This window comes from Methylomonas sp. MgM2 (genome assembly GCF_054172045.1).
The window spans coordinates 1-21,641 of sequence record NZ_JBSYXO010000049.1; the positions used below are offsets into that span (position 1 = coordinate 1).

Annotated in this window: 22 protein-coding genes; 15 read left to right on the plus strand and 7 right to left on the minus strand. The window is 52.0% G+C overall.

Translation table 11 applies throughout. The annotated features are described in order from the left end of the window. The coding region (locus tag ACW73I_RS21250) for a glycogen/starch/alpha-glucan phosphorylase (RefSeq protein WP_458031507.1) at positions 1 to 1,060 on the minus strand (1,060 nt) is incomplete at its 3' end. Positions 1,061 to 1,276: 216 nt separating this feature from the next. Between ACW73I_RS21250 and pstS (ACW73I_RS21255) the strand changes: the two genes are divergently transcribed. From pstS (ACW73I_RS21255) to ACW73I_RS21285, 7 genes are all read left to right on the plus strand, one after another. Next, positions 1,277 to 2,308, plus strand: a complete 1,032-nt coding sequence (gene pstS, locus ACW73I_RS21255; RefSeq protein ID WP_458031508.1) for a phosphate ABC transporter substrate-binding protein PstS — start codon at positions 1,277 to 1,279, stop codon at positions 2,306 to 2,308. A gap of 87 nt (positions 2,309 to 2,395) precedes the next feature. Further along, entirely contained in the window at positions 2,396 to 3,367 is a 972-nt protein-coding gene (gene pstC, locus ACW73I_RS21260; RefSeq protein WP_458031509.1) for a phosphate ABC transporter permease subunit PstC, read from the plus strand. Beyond that, complete coding sequence (gene pstA, locus ACW73I_RS21265; protein WP_458031510.1) at positions 3,364 to 4,278, plus strand: phosphate ABC transporter permease PstA; 915 nt, start codon at positions 3,364 to 3,366, stop codon at positions 4,276 to 4,278. Before pstC ends, pstA begins: the two co-directional genes overlap by 4 nt. A 17-nt stretch (positions 4,279 to 4,295) precedes the next feature. Then, entirely contained in the window at positions 4,296 to 5,126 is an 831-nt protein-coding gene (gene pstB, locus ACW73I_RS21270) for a phosphate ABC transporter ATP-binding protein PstB (RefSeq protein WP_458031511.1), read from the plus strand. A gap of 16 nt (positions 5,127 to 5,142) precedes the next feature. Then, positions 5,143 to 6,201 carry a phosphate ABC transporter substrate-binding protein PstS gene (gene pstS / locus ACW73I_RS21275; RefSeq protein WP_458031512.1) on the plus strand — a complete coding sequence of 353 codons (1,059 nt, stop codon included), beginning with the start codon at positions 5,143 to 5,145 and terminating at the stop codon, positions 6,199 to 6,201. Between the two features lie 116 nt (positions 6,202 to 6,317). Further along, positions 6,318 to 6,986 carry a hypothetical protein gene (locus ACW73I_RS21280; RefSeq protein ID WP_458031513.1) on the plus strand — a complete coding sequence of 223 codons (669 nt, stop codon included), beginning with the start codon at positions 6,318 to 6,320 and terminating at the stop codon, positions 6,984 to 6,986. Positions 6,987 to 7,052: 66 nt separating this feature from the next. Then, positions 7,053 to 7,304: a hypothetical protein gene (locus tag ACW73I_RS21285; RefSeq protein WP_458031514.1), complete on the plus strand. Its 252-nt coding sequence runs from the start codon at positions 7,053 to 7,055 to the stop codon at positions 7,302 to 7,304. A 181-nt stretch (positions 7,305 to 7,485) separates the two neighbouring features. On the opposite strand, the gene ppk2 is transcribed toward ACW73I_RS21285, so the two are convergent. Further along, a complete protein-coding gene (ppk2, locus tag ACW73I_RS21290; RefSeq protein ID WP_458031515.1) occupies positions 7,486 to 8,406 on the minus strand; it encodes a polyphosphate kinase 2 in 921 nt (306 codons plus the stop codon). Positions 8,407 to 8,735: 329 nt separating this feature from the next. Here ppk2 and ACW73I_RS21295 point away from each other — a divergent pair, with 329 nt between their 5' ends. Both ACW73I_RS21295 and ACW73I_RS21300 read left to right on the plus strand, forming a co-directional pair. Then, positions 8,736 to 9,050 carry a DUF5132 domain-containing protein gene (locus tag ACW73I_RS21295; protein ID WP_458031516.1) on the plus strand — a complete coding sequence of 105 codons (315 nt, stop codon included), beginning with the start codon at positions 8,736 to 8,738 and terminating at the stop codon, positions 9,048 to 9,050. Continuing rightward, on the plus strand, positions 9,050 to 9,556 hold the full coding sequence (locus ACW73I_RS21300) for an HMA2 domain-containing protein (RefSeq protein ID WP_458031517.1): 507 nt from the start codon (positions 9,050 to 9,052) through the stop codon (positions 9,554 to 9,556). Before ACW73I_RS21295 ends, ACW73I_RS21300 begins: the two co-directional genes overlap by 1 nt. Positions 9,557 to 10,091: 535 nt before the next feature. Here ACW73I_RS21300 and pgaD read toward each other — a convergent pair. The 5 genes from pgaD to ACW73I_RS21325 form a co-directional block, all read right to left on the minus strand. Beyond that, positions 10,092 to 10,535, minus strand: a complete 444-nt coding sequence (pgaD, locus tag ACW73I_RS21305; protein WP_458031518.1) for a poly-beta-1,6-N-acetyl-D-glucosamine biosynthesis protein PgaD — start codon at positions 10,533 to 10,535, stop codon at positions 10,092 to 10,094. After that, a complete protein-coding gene (gene pgaC, locus ACW73I_RS21310; RefSeq protein WP_458031519.1) occupies positions 10,532 to 11,881 on the minus strand; it encodes a poly-beta-1,6-N-acetyl-D-glucosamine synthase in 1,350 nt (449 codons plus the stop codon). The genes pgaD and pgaC overlap by 4 nt, the downstream gene beginning before the upstream one ends. 5 nt (positions 11,882 to 11,886) lie before the next feature. Further along, positions 11,887 to 13,797, minus strand: a complete 1,911-nt coding sequence (pgaB, locus tag ACW73I_RS21315; protein WP_458031520.1) for a poly-beta-1,6-N-acetyl-D-glucosamine N-deacetylase PgaB — start codon at positions 13,795 to 13,797, stop codon at positions 11,887 to 11,889. An 81-nt stretch (positions 13,798 to 13,878) separates the two neighbouring features. Beyond that, positions 13,879 to 14,574, minus strand: coding sequence for a response regulator (locus ACW73I_RS21320; protein WP_458031521.1), 696 nt, complete (start codon positions 14,572 to 14,574; stop codon positions 13,879 to 13,881). 2 nt (positions 14,575 to 14,576) lie between these two features. Beyond that, positions 14,577 to 16,172, minus strand: a complete 1,596-nt coding sequence (locus tag ACW73I_RS21325) for an ATP-binding protein (protein WP_458031522.1) — start codon at positions 16,170 to 16,172, stop codon at positions 14,577 to 14,579. A gap of 431 nt (positions 16,173 to 16,603) precedes the next feature. On the opposite strand from ACW73I_RS21325, the gene nhaD reads away from it, so the two are divergent. The 6 genes from nhaD to ACW73I_RS21355 form a co-directional block, all read left to right on the plus strand. Continuing rightward, positions 16,604 to 18,034, plus strand: coding sequence for a sodium:proton antiporter NhaD (gene nhaD / locus ACW73I_RS21330; protein ID WP_458031523.1), 1,431 nt, complete (start codon positions 16,604 to 16,606; stop codon positions 18,032 to 18,034). 15 nt (positions 18,035 to 18,049) lie between these two features. Then, entirely contained in the window at positions 18,050 to 18,238 is a 189-nt protein-coding gene (gene tatA / locus ACW73I_RS21335; protein ID WP_458031524.1) for a twin-arginine translocase TatA/TatE family subunit, read from the plus strand. Positions 18,239 to 18,301: 63 nt separating this feature from the next. Next, on the plus strand, positions 18,302 to 18,886 hold the full coding sequence (locus tag ACW73I_RS21340; protein WP_458031525.1) for a DedA family protein: 585 nt from the start codon (positions 18,302 to 18,304) through the stop codon (positions 18,884 to 18,886). 78 nt (positions 18,887 to 18,964) lie between these two features. Continuing rightward, positions 18,965 to 20,422: a TrkH family potassium uptake protein gene (locus tag ACW73I_RS21345; RefSeq protein WP_458031526.1), complete on the plus strand. Its 1,458-nt coding sequence runs from the start codon at positions 18,965 to 18,967 to the stop codon at positions 20,420 to 20,422. A 56-nt stretch (positions 20,423 to 20,478) separates the two neighbouring features. Next, positions 20,479 to 21,405 (plus strand): protein translocase subunit SecF, encoded by a 927-nt coding sequence (gene secF / locus ACW73I_RS21350; RefSeq protein WP_458031527.1) that lies wholly within the window; start codon positions 20,479 to 20,481, stop codon positions 21,403 to 21,405. Positions 21,406 to 21,412: 7 nt separating this feature from the next. Then, on the plus strand, positions 21,413 to 21,641 hold a 229-nt coding region (locus ACW73I_RS21355; protein ID WP_458031528.1), incomplete at its 3' end, for a hypothetical protein.

A 21,641-nucleotide genomic window follows, 5' to 3' on the forward strand; every position in this document is an offset into this window, starting at 1 on the left:
CCAACTGCCGCATCAGCTCGGCGATGCCGATCGCGGGATGAGTGTCGTTGAGCTGTATGCAATACATTTCGTGAAATCGCTCCAACGGCAACCCCCGGCGCATGCAAAGGCGCAGCATGTCCTTGATCGAACAGGCCACGAAAAAGTATTGTTGTTCCAAGCGCAAGCGCTTGCCTTCCATCTGTTCGTCATTGGGGTAGAGTATCTTGGAAATATTTTCCGAATAGACTTTTTCCTCCACGGCGCCGTAATAATCGCCGCGGTTGAAATCGGCAAAGTCGAAAGACTGGGCCGCCTCCGCGCTCCACAAGCGCATCAACGCGCACGACTTCGTGCGGTAACCTAGGATCGGCGTGTCGTACGGAATGCCCACGACGACCCGGTTCGGAACCCAGCGTCCCCGAACTCGGCCGGACTCATCGGTATAGCTCTCGGTATATCCGCCGAGTTTGACGACTTGCGAGAAATGCGGCCGGGCTATTTCCCAGACGTTGCCGTAACGCAACCATTTATCGGTCACTTCGACTTGCCAGCCGTTCTTGATGATTTGATCGAAAATACCGAATTCGTAGCGAATGCCGTAGCCGATCGCCGGGTAGCCCAATGCCGCCAGCGAATCCAGATAACAGGCCGCCAACCTTCCCAAACCGCCGTTGCCAAGACCCGGGTCCTCTTCCAGACCGATGAACTGTTCAAGATCGAGATTCAATTCGGCCAAGGCCTGGCGTGCCTGTTCGGTAATGCCGAGATTCAGCAAGTCCTTACCCAGGCGCGGCCCCACCAGAAATTCCGCCGAAAGATAGGAAACCTGGCGGATATCGGGCTTGTTCCATTGTTCCACCTGTTTCACCCAGTTCCGCATGATGCGGTCGCGTACCGAAAGCGCGATGGCCTGATAACGGTCTTCCGGCGTGGAAATCTCCAACGGGCGGCCTACGACATAATTGAGATTATCCAGAAAAGACGCCTTTAGCGCGGCCGAACTGAATCCGGTACGTACGTGTTCGTGTTCGTGTTCCACGCTGGACTTTTGCGATACTTTTGATGCTTTTGCGCTCATGAACGGCTCTCCGGGTGTTGATTCGTCAACTATATGAGTGTTCGAAAACTAACAAGGCGACGTTACAAGAATATGAACGGTAGGCCTTATCAACCGAATCCTTCAAATCCTATCGCCGAACGGCAATCGATTCAAACGGCTGTCACAATTCCTTAACCCTGGCGCGCTACCCTGAACATCCAATCCGATGTTTCTTAACACTTAAAGGGGTATTCAATGAAAAAGCTCGGACTTGTTGCAAGTATGTTGGGAATGGTTCTTTCTCTGAACCTTATCAATCCCGCCTTGGCGCAGGATAAAATCAGATTGACCGGCTCCGGGGCCAGCTTCCCTTTCCCGCTTTATTCAGTTTGGTTCAAAAACTTCAGTAAACAACATAAAGAAGCCAATATCGATTACCAAGCAAAAGGCAGCGGCGCCGGTATCTTGGATCTTATCAACGGCACGGTCGATTTTGCGGCAAGCGATGCGGCAATGTCCGAGGAAGAAATCGCCAAGGTCAAAGACGGCGTCGTGCTGCTGCCGATGACCGCCGGCGAAATCGTGCTGGCTTACAACCTGCCAGACGTAAAGGAACTGAAATTGCCGCGCGACGTGTACCCGGCCATTTTTCTCGGCAAAATCACCCAATGGAACGATGAAAGGATACAAAGCGCCAATCCCGGTGTAAAACTGCCGGATTTGCCGATTACCGTCGTGCGCAGAGCGGATAGCAGCGGCACCACCTTCGGCTTCACCAACCATCTGAGTGCGGTCAGCGAAGAATGGAAGAACGGCCCCGGCGCCGGAAAAACGGTCAATTGGCCTAGTAGCGATAAGATTGTCGCCTCTCCGAAAAACGATGGCGTGACCGCCACGATTAAACAAACGCCAGGCGCCATCGGTTATATCGAATACGGCTACGCCCTGGGCGCCAAGGTTCCTATGGCTTATCTGCAAAACAAAGCCGGCCAATTCGTTTATCCCGGTGCCGAAAGCGGTGCCGCCACGCTGGCTTCCGCCACATTGCCGGAAAACCTGATCGTCTGGATGTTCGATCCCGAAGGCGAAAAATCCTATCCGATCGCTACCTTCACCTGGATGTTGTTTTACGCCCAAAACGCCGATCCCAAGAAAGCCGAAATCCTGCGTGAAATGGTGGAATACGGTTTAACCGAGGGTCAGAAGCTCAGCGACAAAATGGGCTACATTCCGCTGCCTGAGAATGTGATTTCAAAGGTACGCGCCGCGGCTCAAAAAATTCAATAAGCGAATTAACCGGGGATGATGTGATGCTCGAATTATCCCCGGCTTCCCTGAAAGTTTGCCGTCTAATATTTGCCAAGTCGTAATCCAATGAACGCTATCGATCTATCCATTACCGGGGAACAAATCTCGGCCCCACCTTCCCAAAGCGATTACCTGTTCGACCGCTCCTTTCGCGCTATCGCCACGGCATGCGCCTGGTTGATCATGATCATAGTCGGGCTGATTCTTTGGAAAATAGGCACTAAAGCCGTGCCTGCCATCAACGAATACGGGCTGGCTTTCCTGAGCGGCACCACCTGGAACGCCAACGAACGCGAATTCGGCATATTGCCGGAAATCTGGGGCACGCTTTATAGCTCGGTGCTGGCGCTGATCATCGGCGGCGTATTCGGCGTAAGCATGGCGATCTTTTTGACCCAGGATTTCCTGCCGCCCCAACTGGCCTTTATTTTCCGTACCACGGTCGAGTTGTTGGCCGCCATTCCGAGCGTGGTCTACGGCTTTTGGGGCATTTTCGTGGTGATCCCTTTTGTCCGTCCGTTAGCCGGATGGCTCAACGAGGAATTCGGTTGGCTGCCGTTTTTTAGCACGACCCTTAGCGGGCCGGGCATGTTACCGGCCGCGCTGGTGTTGGCGATCATGATTTTGCCGACCGTCGCCGCCGTTTCTCAGGACGCGTTGCGCATGGTTCCCTACCGAACCAAGGAAGCCGCCTACGGTTTGGGCGCCAACCGTTGGGAGGTGATCTTGAAAGTGATGCTGCCCACCGCGTCGACCGGCATTTTCGGCTCCCTGGTGCTGGGCTTTGGCCGAGCGCTAGGCGAAACCATGGCCCTGGCCATGCTGGTCGGCAACTCCAATCAATTGAGTCTGTCGCTGTTTTCGCCCGGAAACACGCTTGCCGCATTATTGGCGCTGAACTTTCCGGAAGCGGGCGCAAAAGAAATTCCCGTTTTGATGTACGCGGCCATGGTGCTGCTGTTGATTACGTTTGCGGTCAACGTGGCCGGCACGGCCATCATGACATTAACCTCGAAAAAATTTAAAGGCGGCAAATGAACACGTCCGATTTCTCTTCGCTGGAACCTGAAAGCATGGCCGCGCTTCCCTGTCTAGAGCGGGCGCCCTTCGATCCGCGCGCGCTGCGCAATACCGTACTCACCGGCCTGGCCTGGATTATGGCCCTGATCGCCGCCGTTCCGTTGATTTCCGTGCTCTATGGCCTGATCGTCAAAGGCGGGCACAGGTTGAGCTTGGAAGTCTTCACCGAACTGCCGCCGGCCGGATTCGAAGATGGCGGCGGATTCGGCAACGCCATCGTCGGCACCTTGGTGACGGTAGGCTTCGGCGCGCTGTTCAGCATACCCTTCGGCATACTTGCCGCGATATTTCTGGCCGAACTCGAACCGGACGGAAAAGCCGCCAATGTCGCCCGCTTCTGCGCGAAGACCCTGACCGGATTGCCGTCGATCTTGGCCGGTGTTTTCGCCTATGCGGTAGTGGTAATGGCCACGGGGACTTACTCCGCTCCGGCCGCCGGCGTCGCCCTGGCGCTGTTGATGTTGCCCACCGTGGTGCTGACGGCGGAAGAGGCCATGCGCATGGTGCCGGTCAACATGAAGAATGCCGCTTACGGCATGGGTTGCACCCGCGCCCAAGTGATTTGGAAAATCGTGTTGCCGACCTCGTTGCCCGGCATCTTGACCGGTGTGATGCTGGCCATCGCCCGCGCCGCCGGCGAAACCGCGCCGCTGCTGTTCACCGCCTTATTTAGTAATTACTGGTTCGTCGAAAACGGCACGGCCGAAGTAATGGCACCGATAGCGTCGCTATCCGTGCTGATATTCAACTTCGCCGGCATGCCGTACGACAACCAGATCGAGTTAGCCTGGACCGCATCGTTGGTGCTCGTAATGATGGTCCTGGTATTTAATATTCTTGCCCGCGTATTGGGGCGTAAAAAAGTGTAACCATTTGAATCAGACCGATGATGAATACCAACAATTTTGCCGAAAGCAACACATTACCGACCGGTGACCCACAACCCGAGGTGGTCATAGACTGCAAACTGGACAAGGTTTTCTACGGCGCCTTTCATGCCGTCAGGGACAGCCACATCCCGATTCACAAAGGGAAAATCACCGGATTTATCGGCCCTTCGGGCTGCGGCAAGAGCACCGTTCTCCGCTGCCTGAACCGCATGAACGATCTGGTAAAGGGGTTTCGATTCGAAGGCAATGTACAGTTCCACGGCCAGGACGTCTACGGCAAAACCGTGGACCCGGTAGTGGTGCGCCGATACATCGGCATGGTGTTTCAGCAGCCCAACCCCTTCTCGATGAGCATTTTCGACAACGTCGCGTTCGGCCTGCGCCTGAATCGTTTTAAGGGCGATATCGAAGAGCGCGTGGAAAGCTCGCTAAAAAGAGCGGCACTCTGGAACGAGGTGAAAGACAAGTTGAAGGCCAGCGGCCTGTCGCTTTCTGGCGGACAACAACAGCGCCTATGCATCGCCCGAGCCATTGCCACCGAACCCAGCGTGGTACTGATGGACGAGCCTTGCTCGGCGCTCGACCCTATCGCGACCCGGCGCATCGAGGAATTGATGGTCGAGTTGAAGGAGAAATACACGATCGCCCTGGTCACGCATAACATGCAGCAGGCCGTGAGGGTCGCCGACAACACCGCCTTCTTCTCGGTCGACATTTCCCAAGGCGGGCGTACCGGCTACTTGGTAGAGCTAGGGGATACGGAGCAAGTCTTTGAAAATCCGCGAGAAGAATTGACCAAGCAATATATACGCGGCGAGTTTAGCTAGACCGGCGGAGTCCCCGATGAACATTAATACAAAACTTGCCCGCGTATCGTTCCGCTCAGCCGTTCTCGCCCTCGCTTGCCTATTTGAAACGGGAGGCGGCGCATTTGCCCAAACCGACGGACTTATTTTACGCGGCGGCGGAGCTACATTTCCCGCGCCGCTCTACCAACGCTGGATCACTACCTTTATGGAGCGGCAACCCTCGCTGCAAATCGGCTACAAAGAAACGGGCAGCGGCGACGGTATCCGTGATTTTCTGACCGAGACGCTGGATTTCGCCGGTAGCGACGCCGCCCTCAACGACGAACAAATGGCCCAAGTCAAGCGCGGCGCGGTGCTGGTGCCCGCCACCGCCGGCATTATCGTGCTCGCCTACCATATCGAAAATCTGAACGGCCCGTTAAGGCTGCCGAGAGACGTGTACGAAGATATTTTCGCCGGGAACATCACGCGCTGGAACGACGAACGCATCCGTTCCGCCAATCCGGGTCTGAACTTGCCCAATCAAGACATCACTATCGTGGCGCGCCAGGACGGCAGCGGCACGACGTTTGCGTTTACGAATCATTTGAGCGCCATCAGCGATACGTGGCGGGATCGGGGGCCCGGCGTCGGCAAACTGATCGATTGGCCCGGCAACGCGATGACCGTGAAAGGTAACGAAGGCGTCGCCTCGCGCATCAAGGTCAGCGAGGGGTCGATAGGCTACATCGAATACGGTTTCGCCAAACGACTGCAATTGCCGATAGCATGGCTGCAAAACAAAGCCGGAAGGTACATAGAACCCAAGGATCACTCGGGAACGGAAACCTTGATCCTTAACGCGTCGCAGATGCCCGATAATCTGCGGTTAATGATTCCCGATCCGGCCGGCGAGAATGCCTATCCGATACTGACCTTGAGCTGGTTGCTTTTGTACCGGCATTACGCGGACCCGGCGAAATCAGCGGCACTCAAGCAATTCGTCAGTTTTGGTTTAACGGAAGGCCAACTCTATAGCCGCGAACTCGGTTATGTCTCCTTGCCGGAGGAAATCGTATCTCGATCGCTCAAGGCCTTGGACGCGATTCAATAAACCGATACGGGGCCGAACGTTGGATCAGGCCGAGGCAATCGACTACCCTTTGTGTCAACCATGGAAGGTATGAGTGTTTTTATCGTTCAGATTCTAAACAAACTGCATCCGAAACAATGGCACGGATAAAGTTTAACCTCGAACGCATCGAGCAATCGCTGCGCGAAGTCCAAAAACAAATGCCGCTGCTTAATCGGAAGTTGGAATTCGAACTGGAGCATATGAGCGATGAAGTCATAGAAAATCTGGTTTCGGGCTATGCCCTAATCAACCATTTATTGACCTCCGAAATTGAGCTGCTTGCCATCGGTAGTTCAAGCTTTCTCCTTGAACTGAATACCCGGGTGTTATGCGGGGTAAACGAGACCAAGCGCTCTGAGTATAGAAAACATATTCAAGCGACTAACCGCTATTTTTACGACCGCACCGGTAGCGGCATACAATCGTTTATGGAATGGTATGACTTGCACCGGTACCAGTCGACATGGCAGCGGGCGGCGGGCGCCTATGTGCATATTCTGAGCGAGCCGCAATTGTTCATTGAAGGGAATAACCGCACCGCTACATTAATCATGAGCTATATCCTGGCCAGCGAAGGCCTGGAACCGTTCGTGCTGACGGTAAAAAACGCCAAAGCCTTTTTCGAGTTATCTGCTTTAGTGAAGACTTTACCCGGAAACGCCCTACTTCATTGGTTTCGTTTACCCTTCCTAAAGAACGACATGGCCGGTTTTTTAAAAAATCAACTGCAAACCCGGTGTTGGACGCAAGAAACCGGTTTATAGACTGACTTCGCCTAGCCGCGCGCTCAGCAGCCATACCTTAATTTAACAAACACACTGTGCCTAGCCATGACGCCACTGGAAAAAACAGAAGCCTTTTTCAATGACCTAGTCGCTCACTATGGCGAAGGAGATGACCGCGAAATTCGCGCTGCGAGCAAGCTTATGTTGGTTGCCCTGGCCAAGTTCAAGGAACACGGGGGCCCCAATGGGATAAATCTTGCCGATGAATATTTAAACTTGGCTAAAAATGATCCGGAAAAATTCGAGCGTATCTTACAGAGCAACCGCGGCCGCCCCGGCAGCAGTTGGCTTGCTTAAGTCTTTCGCGACGAAAAGCGGTGTCTTTACACAGTAATCTCAGTTTCCGGCCGGAAGAGTTGGCGCATCTCTTGAAATCTAATCCAAGCCGAACCGACCGCCATTGTCGATTGGCTCCGGTTCCGGCCTCGCCTCCTATGCCTCATCGTAGACGCAGCCGGCAGACTACCCATTCAATTGCCTAGTAGCGTTGCGGAACGAACAATTCCGGCGGCAGCTCCTCGCGTTCGTAGTCTTCGTTAAATACTCGATCGGGCAGCGTGATTTTTTCCGAAGGCACTTCTTCGTAGGGAATCAGGGAAAGCAGATGGTGAATACAATTGAGACGAGCGCGTTTTTTGTCGTTGCCGTCCACGATATACCATGGCGCCTCCGGAATATGCGTGCGGGCGAACATCTCTTCTTTAGCCTTGGTATACTCCTCCCAGCGCACCCGGGACTGTAAGTCCATCGGGCTCAGCTTCCACTGCTTCATAGGATCGTTAATGCGCATTAGAAAGCGCAGTTGTTGCTCTTCGTCCGAAATTGAAAACCAGAATTTGATCAGGCGAATACCGCTTCGCACCAGCATGCGTTCGAACTCGGGTACATCTTGAAAGAAAGCTTCCACGTCCTTCGGGCTCGCGAAACCCATGACGCGTTCGACGCCGGCGCGGTTATACCAAGAGCGGTCTAGCAACACGATTTCCCCGCCCGCCGGCAGATGGGGTACATAACGTTGAAAATACCATTGCGTGCGTTCGCGGTCGCTGGGCTTGGGCAGCGCTACGACACGGCAAACCCTAGGATTCAGACGTTGGGTGATCCGTTTGATGGCCCCGCCTTTACCTGCTGAATCACGGCCCTCGAAAATCACGGCGATTTTCTCGCCGGTATGCTCCACCCAGCTTTGCAGCTTGATCAATTCGGTTTGCAATTCAAGCAGTTTTCGGAAGTAGACTTTGCGCTCCAGCGTGTCGGGGTGTTTTTCCTTGTAAAGCTTACGTAACTCCAATGATAATGCCGGTTCGGACATTTCCAGTTCGATATCTTCATCCAGTGAATCTTCCAATTCAGCTCTGAGCCAATCCATTTCTTCCGAATCACCGCTTTGCGTGTTCATTGAATTTCTCCCTTCGTGCGATTTGCCGTGTAATTTCCCCATAAATGTGACCGAAACCGGGGGACTAACTAGGTGACTGTAATCAAATTTCGAGTGTATCATCGCCTTGCGACAATAAAATGACAGCCGTAAAACCGACGCGAATTGCGCGCGGTGCGAGCGCATTGGAATTTCTTTATCAATCATACGTCTACAATGACAAATAATGTTAAGGGAAACGTATATTTGTCATATCGCTGTAACATTTAAAATGAAAAATGACGTGTTCGAATCGGTTTAGTAACATTATCCTGCGTTAGCTTCGAATGCCCGCAGCTAGGAATCTTCTCATGCCCAAACTCGACGATCTTATAAAAAACGGCACACCCCTCGGCGTAGCCATCGGTCTCGGTGCCGCCGCGTTGGCGACCGTTATCGTTCCGGCCTTGCCGGCTTTGGTTCGCGCCACTAAGCCGACCGCCAGAGCCGCCCTCAAGTCCGGCCTGATACTGTTGGAGCGCGGCCGCGAGGTCATGGCGGAAGCGAGCGAAGAGCTCGACGACATGATGGCCGAAGTAAAGTCGGAATTGCAGAAGGAACGCCAAGCTCAGCAAAGCGAATTCAGCGACAGCGAAACGGTCAGCAAAACGCCGAACGAAGAATAATGCCCATCGCCGATTTACCTAAAGCCTTTATCAAACACCAGATGCCGGGGCGCGCCCGTTTGAAGATTCCCGGCAAGCGCGGCGACGAACGATATTTTGAACAATTGGCGGAAATCTTCGCCGGTTGCGAAGCCATTACCCAGTTACAAATCAACGCGCAGACCGCCAGTCTGCTCATCCAGCACGATTCCTCGCCTCTGTCGGACATTGTCGCCTTTGCCGGCGATGCCGGCCTGTTCGTAACGGTCCAAGGCCGGGAAGCGGAATTAATGGCCACCGAACATTCGTCGATCGCGAAACTATCATCGCTGGCCGCCACTCACATCGATCATAAATTGGCCGATTTGAGTGCCGGGCGCGTCGACGTGCGCTCGGTATTGTTTTTAGGCTTTATGGGGCTGGCCGTGCGCGAGGCCACCAAAGGCCATGTCATGGCGCCCGCCAGCACGTTCTTATGGCGCGCATTGCAACTGCTGAATCAGAAGAACGACAAGTTTTTCGAGTGAACCGGCCTCTGAAAAAGGGTCGCGGGCATTTATCCATTCGCTTTAAAGCATATCCGTTGGTTATTAATTGCTTGTGATGCGGCCCGAAGGCCGGCCATAGGCATGCGTACCGACCTGTCGGCAACGGCGGTATCTATTTACGGACGGGACAACCTTGGATCGCGATGATTTTCGGTTTCAAAGATGAAACCGTACCGGCACCCGACATGACCCGATCGATTGAACAACCGATAACGGCAATTGATTCTTTAATGCCGGAAGCCAAGCTATCCTAGAACCTGAACGCGCTGGTTCGCCCCTTGACTGTCATCAAGGTTAAACAACTTTCGTCCGGCCGGTTTATATTGCAAACCGGCCATTATAAAAACTGCAATGATTGATCTGACATTGCAGTTTTTATTGGGGATGAAGTCAATTTTATATTGTGTTTTTGACTGGTTTGAGCAGTAATAAAAACCAGCCGATTCCGAATAATCGGCATCGCAAGAATTGCGTATGAATCGTCATTTCACGGCATCAACACAGTTGTGAACTTTTAATTTTCCGTGTGTTCCAGCCTGATTATATTAGCCGTATCATTATGATAAACCGTGGTTTTTTTTCGACTTCTGGCATCGATAAGCCGGTCTATGTCCACATTAAAGTGTTTAGCCAATTCCCGATTCGTCACAAGCGAATGCGGACTTGGCTTTATCGAGGCATGTATCCAGGATAAAGCCAATGTCCAGACGAGCCAGCCGCTGCTTATCATTAAAATGATTCCACCATACATCTGCAGCAATTCCAGCAGGGTTTTGTAGCCGCCAAACCAACGGATTTCGTCGGACAGGCTTTTCAGTCCCATCAGCCAGCCGGCCAAGGTAATAAGAGGCAGCAGAAAGTACAGCCACAACAGCCAACTCATGCAAACTAACAACGCGGAAGCCAATTTTTGTCGCAGGCTCTGCAAGTGCGGTTGATTAATGATGATGTGTTTCATTTTTGCCGCAAACCTCTATCAAGAGTGACCCATACCGCCCTTTGGCCTTTTTTCTTGCGCAAGGCCTTGATACAGCCGTTGATGGTGGTGCCGACATTGATCAACCAATACACAATCGGGTACCAAATCATCCAGTAATAGCGCTGAGCCGAACCGCCGCTACGTTTTTCGTAAATCGAATCGATGCTGAGGCTGACGCCGAATTGAATCAAACAGGTCACGCACAACAACATGCTGGTCCAGTGCGGCGATAAATCCATCAGCGCCGCTTGCGCTTGCTCGGCCAATAGCCAATCGAGCGGAGCGGCGAGCAGCATGCCGACTACCAAAAATGCCCAGCACAAGCTGATGCAGCATTCCAAATACAAAGGCCACATGCCGCGCGAGCGCCAAGACCACAGCGCGCCAAAATAGCGCAGCAACACCTCAACGCCGCCTTGCGCCCAGCGACTGCGCTGTTTCCACAAGCCTTGCAAGGTCTCTGGCATTAATACCCAGCATAAGGCATTGGGTTCGAAGCGGATGCGCCAGCCGGCCAGTTGCATTTTCCAGCTAATGTCGATGTCTTCGGTCACCATGTCGGGGCTCCAATACCCAACCTCGTGCAAGGCGGTTTTGCGAAACCCGGCAATGACCCCTGAAATGGTAAAAATATGTCCGTAGGCCCGCTGGGCGCGTTTTATCATGCCGACGATAGCCGAAAATTCGCCGACTTGCACCTTACCCAGCAGGGTGGACCGGTTGCGGATGCGCGGATTGCCGGTGACGGCGCCGACATGGGGATCTTCCAGAAAATGTTTGACTATCCAAGCCGTGGCATTGGGAGCCAGCAAGGCGTCGCCGTCGATACCGATCAAAATTTCACTGTTGGCCAGCAGGGCCGCGGTACGTAAAGCCACCGCTTTACCCTGATTTCTGGCCAGATTGATTATCCGTAATTGCGGATATTGATCGGCTAATTCGTGCAGAACTTCAAGAGTGTTATCCTTGCTGCCGTCGTTGATAGCGATAATTTCATAGTCCGGATACTGCTGTTGCGATAAGTAATGGATGGTTTCGCGGGCGTTTTCACCTTCGTTATAGCAAGGCACCAGGATGGATACCATCGGATAATCGCTCAATATCGGCAAGTCCGATAACACGTTGCCGCGATTACGTTCCCAACGCCAGTAGTAAATCAGCCCGCCCGTCATCCACACATAGGCCATTAATAGCGGGTAATAAAACACAAACCTTGATAACCATTCCTCCCAAATCGACCAGGGCATGGTTTCCAAATATTCCCGGCTCATAAACCACCAGTCGATCAATTTCTGCACCCAAGCTTGGCTGAGCAGTTGATTCATAATGCTCAATCCGGGTTGCTTACCGCGAAGAATCGTTTCAATTCTTCCAGTTTAGGTTGATCGTGATAGAGGTTATCCGGGTAATATCCTATGTGTTGGGCACCCAGTTTTTTCAGCAATTGAAACTGTTCGGTAAAAACGGGCATCGGAATGTCTTGTTGTTTTTTCCAATCCACCGCCTGTAGTTCGAATACCATTTTTTGTAGGCCGTTGGGCTGTTCGGCGGTTTTTTTGACCAGCTCAGCCAGCCATTTGTCGGCGTCCTCGGCTTCTTCCATGAAGGGCATGGCTTCTATGGCCACGTAATCGTAGTGTTTCAGAAAGATTGGAAAGGATTGCGCGTACCATTCTTCGCTGTATGGCTTTAACAATGGCAAGGCGTAAAAATTACGCGCAGTCTTGATATAAGGCCGGTAATAACGCACCCGGTCGGCCAGATAGTCGGTGAACTGACCGATGTATTCGGTTTTATGCTTGGCCCACTGCATACGCAACTCGCTGGATGCGTGTATCGCGTCGAATTCGGCGGGCAAGCCCCATACGCCGTGAGTCACTTCCATCGCCGCTGCCGACACGTCTTCAAAGTCCGACAAAATGCCGTCGTCGTGAAATAACAGACCGTTGAAATCGCAGTGTTTGGCCAAGTCCTCGTAAATATCGCCGATGTATTGGCGCGCTTCAGGGTTAAATGGGGACAATCGCGTGTAGATATGCCTGGACAATTGCGGACCGCCGTCTCGCCATTCTTTGACATACCATTTCAACGGCACATCGGCTTTGTAAGCCATGATAGGCATCCAGGCATAGACTTTGACGTTGGCCTTGGTCCGCAGCTGCAAGGCAACGTGGCTGAACAAGTCCTTGCGCACCGGCAAATGCCGGTTCGGGAAATACAACTCATCGGCATTACCGTCGCCGTCCGGGTCGGAATAAGCTTGTAAATACACGGTGTTGGCGCCGCTGGCCTTGATGCGTTCAACCAGGGCCTTCAGGTTGCGCGCCGTTTGTTCGTCGTCCTCGTCATAGATGTAATCCAAATCGACATGGGCAACCCGAAGCGAAACGTCTTTTCGCTGTTTGGTAACGATTTCGCCAAACCGCTCGCCGTCGACATCATCGGTGATCATCAGGCGCTTCATGACGCCTACATCGCTCAAGGTATTGCTGCCGTCGTTCAAGCCCATGGTTAAGGAAATGCCATACTGCTTGGCGGCTTCCAGAGCGATGGCATTGTATTCGCCATAAGGCCATACCATCACGCGCGGACGCACGCCCAGTAATTGAAACAGGCCTTCCGAGCTTTTTTCCACCTCTCGCAATATACGTGTGCGGTATTCTGCGTCTGTTTCGTATTCCTCGTATTCCGTGCTGTATAAGCGTGAGGTAACCGTGCTGTGCTCATCGCCGAATGGGTTCATCAGAACCCCGTGGTGCATATCATGGGTGTGCGAGGCAATTTCCACCAGACCACTGGCCATCACCTCTCGAATTTGCGCGGCGGACATAATCGGTTTCAGATCATGCCTATGCTGCCCTTCCAGCCAAGATCCCACCACGGCTAAGGTGGCCGGATAATGATATTTTTGCAGCAGCGGTAGCGCGCGGGTGTAAAAACTCAAATAACCATCGTCAAACGTCAGTAATACCGCTTTGTCGGGCAAGGCTTTCCGGCCTTTCGCGGCGTCCAACAAATCCTGGACGCCGATGACGCGGTAATGATGTTTTTTTAGCCAGGCGAAATGCTGATCCAGATGCTGCTTATTCACCGCGATACGGTCGAAGGGCGGCACTTTTTCCTCTTCCTCGAGAATGTCGTGATAGTTCAACACCAAAAAATTACCGGTCTCGGCGGCTACCGATAACGGATGAGCAAACGATAAAAAAATAAACGCAATAACGAGCAAAATGCCTGGCATAGTGGAAAGATAATGAATAAAAAATAAAGGGAGATTAACGGCTCATGACAGTGCTTGGCTGGTGCATTCCGTGCTGTCGGTTTAAATTTTAAAGCGATAGCCGACGCCGGATTCCGTGAGTAGATAACGCGGCTGGGTAGGATCTTGTTCCAGCTTTTGGCGCAATTGACTCATATAGATACGCAAATAATGGGCATTTTCCTGATAGGACGGCCCCCATACTTCCCTGAGTATTTGTTGATGGGTCATGACTTTGCCGGCATGTTTGACCAATACCGATAGCAAACGAAATTGAATGGGGGTCAGCCGGACTTCTCGGCCGTCGACACTGACTATACGATTCAGCAAATCGATATTCAGGTTGTCGGTGCTGAATAATTCGCCTTGCGGGCTTTCCGAGGCCCGGTTGGCATGCCTTAGGGCAACCCGGATGCGCGCCAACAATTCGCCGAAGCCGAACGGTTTGGTTAGGTAATCATCGGCGCCTATATCCAGGGCATCGATTTTATGTTGTTCGTGATTACGCGCCGAGAGCACGATGATGGGCATGCCGGACCACGCCCGCACCGCCTTGATCACTTCCACGCCATCCATATCCGGCAAACCCAAATCCAAAATCATCAAATCGGGTTTACGCATGCCGGCCTCGATAACGCCTTGCCTGCCGGTCTCGGCATCGAAAACCGTAAAGCCTTGCGTACTCAAACTGGTGCGCAGAAATTTACGGATGGCCGGGTCGTCTTCGATGACGATGATGATAGGGTCGGTTTTTGACATACTCAGGGCAATTCGTCTTCCGGGACCCACTCGGGTGGCGCTTGATCCAGCGGCAGCTCTAATTCGAATACCGCCCCGCCTTCGGGACGATTGTGAGCGCTGATGCGTCCGCCATGGGCTTCGACAATGGCACGGCATATCGCCAGCCCCAAACCCACACCGCTTTGAGCGGCTTCGTTGCGGGTTTGATAAAACTTTTCGAACAGCTTTTCTTCCAAACCTTCGGGAATACCGGCACCGTGATCGGCCACCGAAATTCTGGCGGTTTGCGTGGCTGTATCCACGGCAAGCTCCAGGCCGCTGTCTTTGGGCGTGTAGCGAACCGCGTTCTCGATCAAGTTGATCAATACCTGTTCTATCATCACCGCGTCGACATACAACAAGGGTATGCCGGGCGGCATGATGACTTTCACCGTACGGCTCTGCAGGCATTTGTGCTCGCGAGTCAACACCGAGCCGATGATTTCCTCGACCGGATACCATTGTTTGTTGAGATCGATCTTGCCGGCGTCCAAACGGGCCATGTCCAGCAAATTGTTGATCAACAATGTCATGCGTTCGGCTTCGTCTACGATGGCGCGGCTTAAATCCGCGCGGTCGGAGGCTTGCAAATGACCATCGTCATCGGCTAAAGCGCTGGCCGAACCAATGATGGTGGAAAGCGGCGTACGCAAATCGTGGGAAATCGCACTGAGCAGCGAGTTTCGCAAGCGCTCGGCTTCAATTTCAATCTGTGTCGATTTGGCCTGCTCGGCAAAGCGCAGCCGGGACAATGCCTGGGCAATTTGCCGCAACAAGGTTTCCAGTAATTGCTGCTGCTCGGGCAGATCAATGCGCCCAAGGCCGCCGGGTAACAGAGCCAGTACGCCCATCACCTTGTTTTCATCATGTAACGGGAAATACAACGTTTGCTTGGGGCCGTTGCAGCCGGTCAGGCTGTCGTTATCCAGCGACCATTGTGCCAGCATTAAATCGGCGGCCCGCAAGGATTCCGGCAACTCGGGCGCATCGGGGTAATGCAATTGACCTGCTTCATCGGCAAACAAAATCACGGCGCGACTGTTGAATTCGCGGGACAGATGCCTGACGGACGTGCAGACAATATCCTGCTCAGTTTGGCATGTGGCCAGTTCCTTACTCATGGCGTACAACGCGGTGGCCGTGCGTTCTCGATAGGCGGCAATCTTGGCCTGCGATTTGACGTTAATCATCAGATTACTGATCACGATCGCCACCACCAGCATTGCCAGCAAGGTAATTAAATACTGACTATTGGCGGGCGACAAGCTCAAATAAGGCGCGACGAAAAACAGATCGAACACCCCTACGCCCAACAGCGAAGCGACAATCGACGGGCCCCGCCCGAAGCGCATGGCAATAAATACCACCCCCAGTAAAAATACCATCACCAAGTTGGATAATTCCAGGCGCTCATACAGGACATGACCGATCAAAGCATTGATGGCGGTGATCAAAATCGCCCAGACATAGCCCGCCCAACCCTGTAAAGGGTGCCGCCGTATAGGCGGCTCTATCCGATATGGCTGAGGTTCTTTAAGCCCAAGATAGTCGATGGGTGAATTCTCGCAGTTGCTCACAGAAATTGATTGGGTGGAAAGTTTTTATAAAACGGACATTTAAACACGCAAAGCCCGAAACAGCGGATCAATAAACTGTGCGTTTACCGCAAAACGGCCGAAATTTTAATCCACGATTTGTGCCAAGCCTATGGGGTGAGAAAATTTTTATATTTTTTTTATACATAGCCGGTTTTTTTTTACAGAATCTTTAGAGGTCTTTTCCTAAAGTATCCACCGACACCAAGCACGCCATTTATTTCGTGTCGGTTACCCAGGTTATCGGCTTCAATCCTCCATGACCGATAGCCCGCAATTTCCAGTGTCAAGGGAGTAACTCCTTCTCTTTGTGGTTGTTTCCTGTTTTTGTCTAATGCCGTAGCCGAGACTTTGACTGGACCAACCGCGTTTTTTGGAATTTTAATTGCCTATCGTGCATGGAATTTGCCCGCATGAAACTCGTGCTCCTGTTGTTATTTTGCTTGTTGCCTAGCCCGGCTTTGGGAGGGTCCGATACCGGCACGGCACAGCATTTGGATTTAACCAAGCATTGGGTCGGCTATTCGGCCGTCGCTATTTTCGCAGCGGCTTATGTATTGGCGATGGTTGAAGAAATCATCGAGCTGAATAAATCCAAACCCATGGTATTGGCGGCCAGTTTGATTTGGGTGTTAATTGCCTCGGTATATGTATCGGGTGGGTTGGATAAACCAGCGGGTATTGCCTTCCGCTCCGCTTTGGAAGGTTATGCCGAGTTATTTTTATTCATTATGGTATCCATGGCCTATTTGAATGCCATGGAAGACCGCGGCGTATTTGATAATTTGCGAGTCTGGTTACTGAGCAAAGGCTTCAGTTACCGCAAGTTGTTCTGGGTTACCGGGGCGATGTCATTTGCCCTGTCGTCCATTTGTAACAATCTGACCACCGCCTTACTGATGGGCGCTGTCATTTATGCCATGGGCAAGGACAATCGCCAATTTCTCAGCATCGCTTGCATCAATATTGTAGTGGCGGCGAACGCCGGCGGCTCATTTAGCCCCTTTGGCGATATCACCACGTTGCTGGTTTGGCAAAGCGGCATGGTGCCGTTTGCCGACTTTTATGCTTTGTTTATTCCCGCGGTGATCAATTTTCTGGTGCCGGCCGGCATCATGCATTTCCGGGTTCCCAAGCAACAACCCGCTGCCATCGGCAAGGCGCCGATCGTGAAGCGCGGCGCCTTGCCGATGGTAGTGCTGTTTTTATCGACCATCGTCACCGCGGTCTGTTTTGAAAACTTTTTGGAGTTACCGCCCGCGGCCGGCATGTTGGCCGGTCTTACTTACTTGAAATTCCTGAGTTTTTATTTGCAAAAAACCGAACCCAAAGCCCCCAGTAGCCAGTTCGCTCATGTCTACAAATTGTTCAATGTCGAACTTCCCGAGATCAATAGGAACCATCGGTTTGACGTGTTCAAAAGCGTGGCGGATTTGGAATGGGACACCTTGCTGTTTTTTTACGGTGTCATGGTCAGCGTCGGCGGCCTGAGCTTCATTGGCTATTTGACGCTGGTATCCGACGTTTTATATGCCGGCATGGATCCTACGATCGCCAACATTCTGGTAGGCATCTTATCGGCATTCATAGACAACGGCACCATTATGTTTGCCGTGTTGAGCATGCACCCCGATATATCCCAAGGGCAATGGTTATTGGTAACGCTGACCGCCGGGGTGGGCGGCAGTTTGTTGGCTATTGGCTCCGCGGCCGGCGTGGGCTTGATGGGGCAAATGAAAGGGGCTTACAGCTTTGGCGTGCATCTGAAATGGATGCCGGCGATATTGCTGGGTTTTGCCGCCAGCGTCTCCGCGCATTTTTTGTTGAACAGTCGTTACTTTTGATCGAGGAGAAGCTTTATGGGTTTTAGTATTCCGCATTTACTGGTGGTATTGGCGATTGCCTTATTGGTATTCGGCAGCAAGCGTTTAAAAAACCTGGGCGAAGATTTAGGTGGCGCAATCAATGGCTTTCGTAAAGCCGTGCAGGAGGGCGATAAATCACGAACACTCGCAAGCAAGGAAGACGATCCGGAAAGCCGGTGCTGAAACAGCACTTGGTTTGTCCACATTTATCTTTAACCGCACCAAACTAGTCTTGCGCCTATCACCATGGACTTACAGCAACTGATCATCGATTACGGGTATTGGGCCTTATTGATTGGCACTTTTTTAGAAGGCGAAACGATTTTGGTGATTGCCGGCTTCTTGGCCTATAGCGGATATCTTCAGTTGCCGTGGGTGATACTCACGGCCTTTGCCGGCACCTTTGCCGGCGACCAAAGCTTTTTTTATTTGGGCCGGTATAAAGGCATCGCCTTTTTAGAAAAACGTCCGTTGTGGCATAAGAAAACCGACAAGGTTTTCGATTTATTGCGTAAGCATCAGATAAAAGTGGTGTTGGGATTTCGTTTTTTATACGGAGTGCGCAATGTAACACCTTTTGTGATTGGCGCCAGCCGCATGCATCCTGGCAAGTTTTTTCTATTAAACGGTTTAGGCGCCGGATTTTGGGCGGTTGCAGTCGCTTATCTTGGGTATGAATTCGGCGATGTCGCCGAAACCATGTTGGGCGAAATCAAACATTACGAAACCCATGTTTTACTGGGATTAATCGCCTTTGGCGGCCTGTTGTTTTGGCGTTCTACACATCTTGCCAAACGTGCGCGCGAACGTGAAATCAAGTCTCTACCGTAAACAAAGGCTGATTATCGGCATCACAATATTGCCGATCGGAATGCCGGGCACGGGCTATCGAAAGCAGACAGTTTAACCATGCAGCGTTTTTGCACCTTGTCCTTTGTTTTAGGGCTAATTCTGATGGTATTCGGCCTAAGCTATCTGTTGCCGGTACTAACAGCCTTGGTTTACGACGATGGCATGGCCCAAAATTTTTTGGACGGCATGTCGATTAATATCGGCACGGGGGCTTTGTTGGCGGGCATCACGGTGCGTTGGCGTGGCGAGTTGAAAAACCGCGACGGTTATTTGCTGGTGGCTTTCTTTTGGGGATTGATGGCTTCAGCCGCGACACTGCCATTGATGTGGGGCATTCCAAATTTATCCTTTACCGACGCATTTTTCGAGTCCATGTCCGGGTTTACCACAACGGGCGCCACGGTGTTGGTCGGTTTGGATCATCTGGCACCGTCCCTTAATTTATGGCGGCATGAACTGAACTGGATAGGCGGCTTGGGCATTATCGTGCTGGCTGTCGCCGTGTTACCGCTGTTGGGCGTGGGCGGCATGCAACTGTACAAAGCCGAAATCGCCGGCCCAATCAAAGACGGCAAAATCACCCCGCGCATCACCGAAACCGCTCGCTTGCTTTGGCTGGTATATGCCGGAATCACCTTATTGTGCATCCTGAGTTTAAAACTCGCCGGCATGAGTTGGTTTGATGCGATTTGCCATGCCTTTGCCACGCTGGCCCTGGGAGGATTTTCCACCCACGACGCCAGTGTCGGCTATTTCGACTCGGTTGCGATAGAGTTGGTGTTGACGGTTTTTATGCTGATTTCGGCCATTAATTTCGCCACCCATTACACCGTGTTATTTCGCCGTAGTTTAAGACCTTATTCGGCCGACCCGGAAACCATGCCCATGCTGGGATTGATAGCCGTCAGCATTCTAGTCTGTACCGTTTACCTGGATTACTTCGCGGCTTACGACGATTTTTTCATCAGTTTGCGGCACGTCACCTTCAACCTGGTGTCGATCGCCACCGATTGCGGTTTTGTCAGCGTCGACTATGACAGGTGGCCTCCTTTCGTGCCTTGGTGGATGTTGTATCTAAGCTGCGTGACGGCCTGTACCGGCTCTACCGGCGGCGGCATCAAATTATTTCGGACGCTGTTGCTGTGGAAACAGGCCTGCCGGGAAATGTTCAGCATGCTGCATCCGCATGCGATACATCCGGTCAGGATAGGTGACACGCAGGTTGCCAACAAAATCGTTTTCGCGGTACTGGCGTTTATTTTCCTGTACTTCATTTCGGTCGTAGTGATGACATTTACGCTGATCTTTGCCGGTTTGGAGCCGATATCCGCGCTAAGCGCCATCATTGCTTGCATTAACAATGCCGGTCCAGGCTTGCACCAAGTAGGCCCCGCCACCAATTTTGGCGGCCTCAGCGACTTTCAAACCTGGGTTTGCGCCATGGCCATGCTATTAGGCCGCCTGGAAGTATTTACGCTGATCGTGTTGTGTACCCCGTCTTTTTGGAAACACTAACCCCATTGCATTTCACAACCTTAATCTTAATTATCTCATCAACTTTGGAATTAACCATGACACCACTTAGGCAAATCGATTTTCTGGGCAAGCGAAAAACGGCGTTTTTTTTCTCGGGCAGTCTGTTTCTGATTTCTATCGTCTCATTTGTCATCAACGGCTTAAACCTGGGCATAGACTTTACCGGGGGCAGCGTCTATGAATTGCACTATTCGCAATCGGTGGATTTGGATAGGATGCGGATGATATTGGAACAACAAGGATTTCCGGATGCCAATCTGCAAAATTTTGGTACCTCGCAGGATGTGTTGATACGCCTGAAACCAATTGCCGATATGGATCAGGAACAACTGACTCAAACTATTCTTTCGGTCTGCAATTCCAGCCAAATCCAGCCGGGTGAAATGCGCAGAGTTGAGTTTGTCGGGCCGCAAGTCGGAGAAGATTTGTTCAATGACGGCGGCTTGGCGTTATTATTGTCGTTTATAGGCGTGATGATTTACGTCAGCATCCGCTTTCAATGGAAGTTATCGGTGGGCGCCATTGCGGCTTTATTTCATGACACCATCATAACCATGGGATTTTTTTCGGTATTCGGCTGGGAATTTGACATGACGGTGTTGTCGGCCATCCTGGCTTTGGTGGGATATTCCATCAACGACACCATCGTGGTCTATGACCGAATTCGTGAAACCGTTAGAGGTAGTCGGCAGGATGCGATGATAGACATTGCCAATTCCGCGCTTAACGACACCCTGAGTCGGACGATACTAACCTCGTTGACCGTATTCTTGACGCTACTGGCGCTAGCCTTTTTCGGCGGCAAAACCATCCATGGCTTTGCGATTGCCATGCTGATCGGCGTGGTTAAAGGCACTTATTCATCTATTTATATCGCAAGTTCCCTGGCACTGACTATGGGCTTAACGCGGCAGGACTTGATGCCCAAGGGAAAAGACGCCGCTGTAGATGAGCTGCCTTGATTAAAGGGTGATTCTAAAAATCCAGCGGTTGCCGCCAACTTTGGCGGAAAGCAAAATCGGTGAATTGGGTAAGTTGATTGCAACTGGCCAAGCGGGTACTTTTTTGGCGATTTTGATCGACTACGTTTTTGTCATCCGATTGCCCTATCATTTATGTCCTAACAGGCTGTTGAAATTTGCCGCCATACCTTCGGTTTCGACGCCATTTTTTGAAGCGCCGGGTGGTCTGCTAGCCT

What these genes read in the sequence shown, in the direction of transcription:
- pstS (WP_458031508.1), top strand. Translation starts at nt 1,277, where the DNA reads ATGAAAAAGCTCGGACTTGTTGCAAGTATGTTGGGAATGGTTCTTTCT.
- pstC (WP_458031509.1), top strand. Translation starts at nt 2,396, where the DNA reads ATGAACGCTATCGATCTATCCATTACCGGGGAACAAATCTCGGCCCCA.
- pstA (WP_458031510.1), top strand. Translation starts at nt 3,364, where the DNA reads ATGAACACGTCCGATTTCTCTTCGCTGGAACCTGAAAGCATGGCCGCG.
- pstB (WP_458031511.1), top strand. Translation starts at nt 4,296, where the DNA reads ATGATGAATACCAACAATTTTGCCGAAAGCAACACATTACCGACCGGT.
- pstS (WP_458031512.1), top strand. Translation starts at nt 5,143, where the DNA reads ATGAACATTAATACAAAACTTGCCCGCGTATCGTTCCGCTCAGCCGTT.
- ACW73I_RS21280 (WP_458031513.1), top strand. Translation starts at nt 6,318, where the DNA reads ATGGCACGGATAAAGTTTAACCTCGAACGCATCGAGCAATCGCTGCGC.
- ACW73I_RS21285 (WP_458031514.1), top strand. Translation starts at nt 7,053, where the DNA reads ATGACGCCACTGGAAAAAACAGAAGCCTTTTTCAATGACCTAGTCGCT.
- ppk2 (WP_458031515.1), bottom strand. Translation starts at nt 8,406, where the DNA reads ATGAACACGCAAAGCGGTGATTCGGAAGAAATGGATTGGCTCAGAGCT.
- ACW73I_RS21295 (WP_458031516.1), top strand. Translation starts at nt 8,736, where the DNA reads ATGCCCAAACTCGACGATCTTATAAAAAACGGCACACCCCTCGGCGTA.
- ACW73I_RS21300 (WP_458031517.1), top strand. Translation starts at nt 9,050, where the DNA reads ATGCCCATCGCCGATTTACCTAAAGCCTTTATCAAACACCAGATGCCG.
- pgaD (WP_458031518.1), bottom strand. Translation starts at nt 10,535, where the DNA reads ATGAAACACATCATCATTAATCAACCGCACTTGCAGAGCCTGCGACAA.
- pgaC (WP_458031519.1), bottom strand. Translation starts at nt 11,881, where the DNA reads ATGAATCAACTGCTCAGCCAAGCTTGGGTGCAGAAATTGATCGACTGG.
- pgaB (WP_458031520.1), bottom strand. Translation starts at nt 13,797, where the DNA reads ATGCCAGGCATTTTGCTCGTTATTGCGTTTATTTTTTTATCGTTTGCT.
- ACW73I_RS21320 (WP_458031521.1), bottom strand. Translation starts at nt 14,574, where the DNA reads ATGTCAAAAACCGACCCTATCATCATCGTCATCGAAGACGACCCGGCC.
- nhaD (WP_458031523.1), top strand. Translation starts at nt 16,604, where the DNA reads ATGAAACTCGTGCTCCTGTTGTTATTTTGCTTGTTGCCTAGCCCGGCT.
- tatA (WP_458031524.1), top strand. Translation starts at nt 18,050, where the DNA reads ATGGGTTTTAGTATTCCGCATTTACTGGTGGTATTGGCGATTGCCTTA.
- ACW73I_RS21340 (WP_458031525.1), top strand. Translation starts at nt 18,302, where the DNA reads ATGGACTTACAGCAACTGATCATCGATTACGGGTATTGGGCCTTATTG.
- ACW73I_RS21345 (WP_458031526.1), top strand. Translation starts at nt 18,965, where the DNA reads ATGCAGCGTTTTTGCACCTTGTCCTTTGTTTTAGGGCTAATTCTGATG.
- secF (WP_458031527.1), top strand. Translation starts at nt 20,479, where the DNA reads ATGACACCACTTAGGCAAATCGATTTTCTGGGCAAGCGAAAAACGGCG.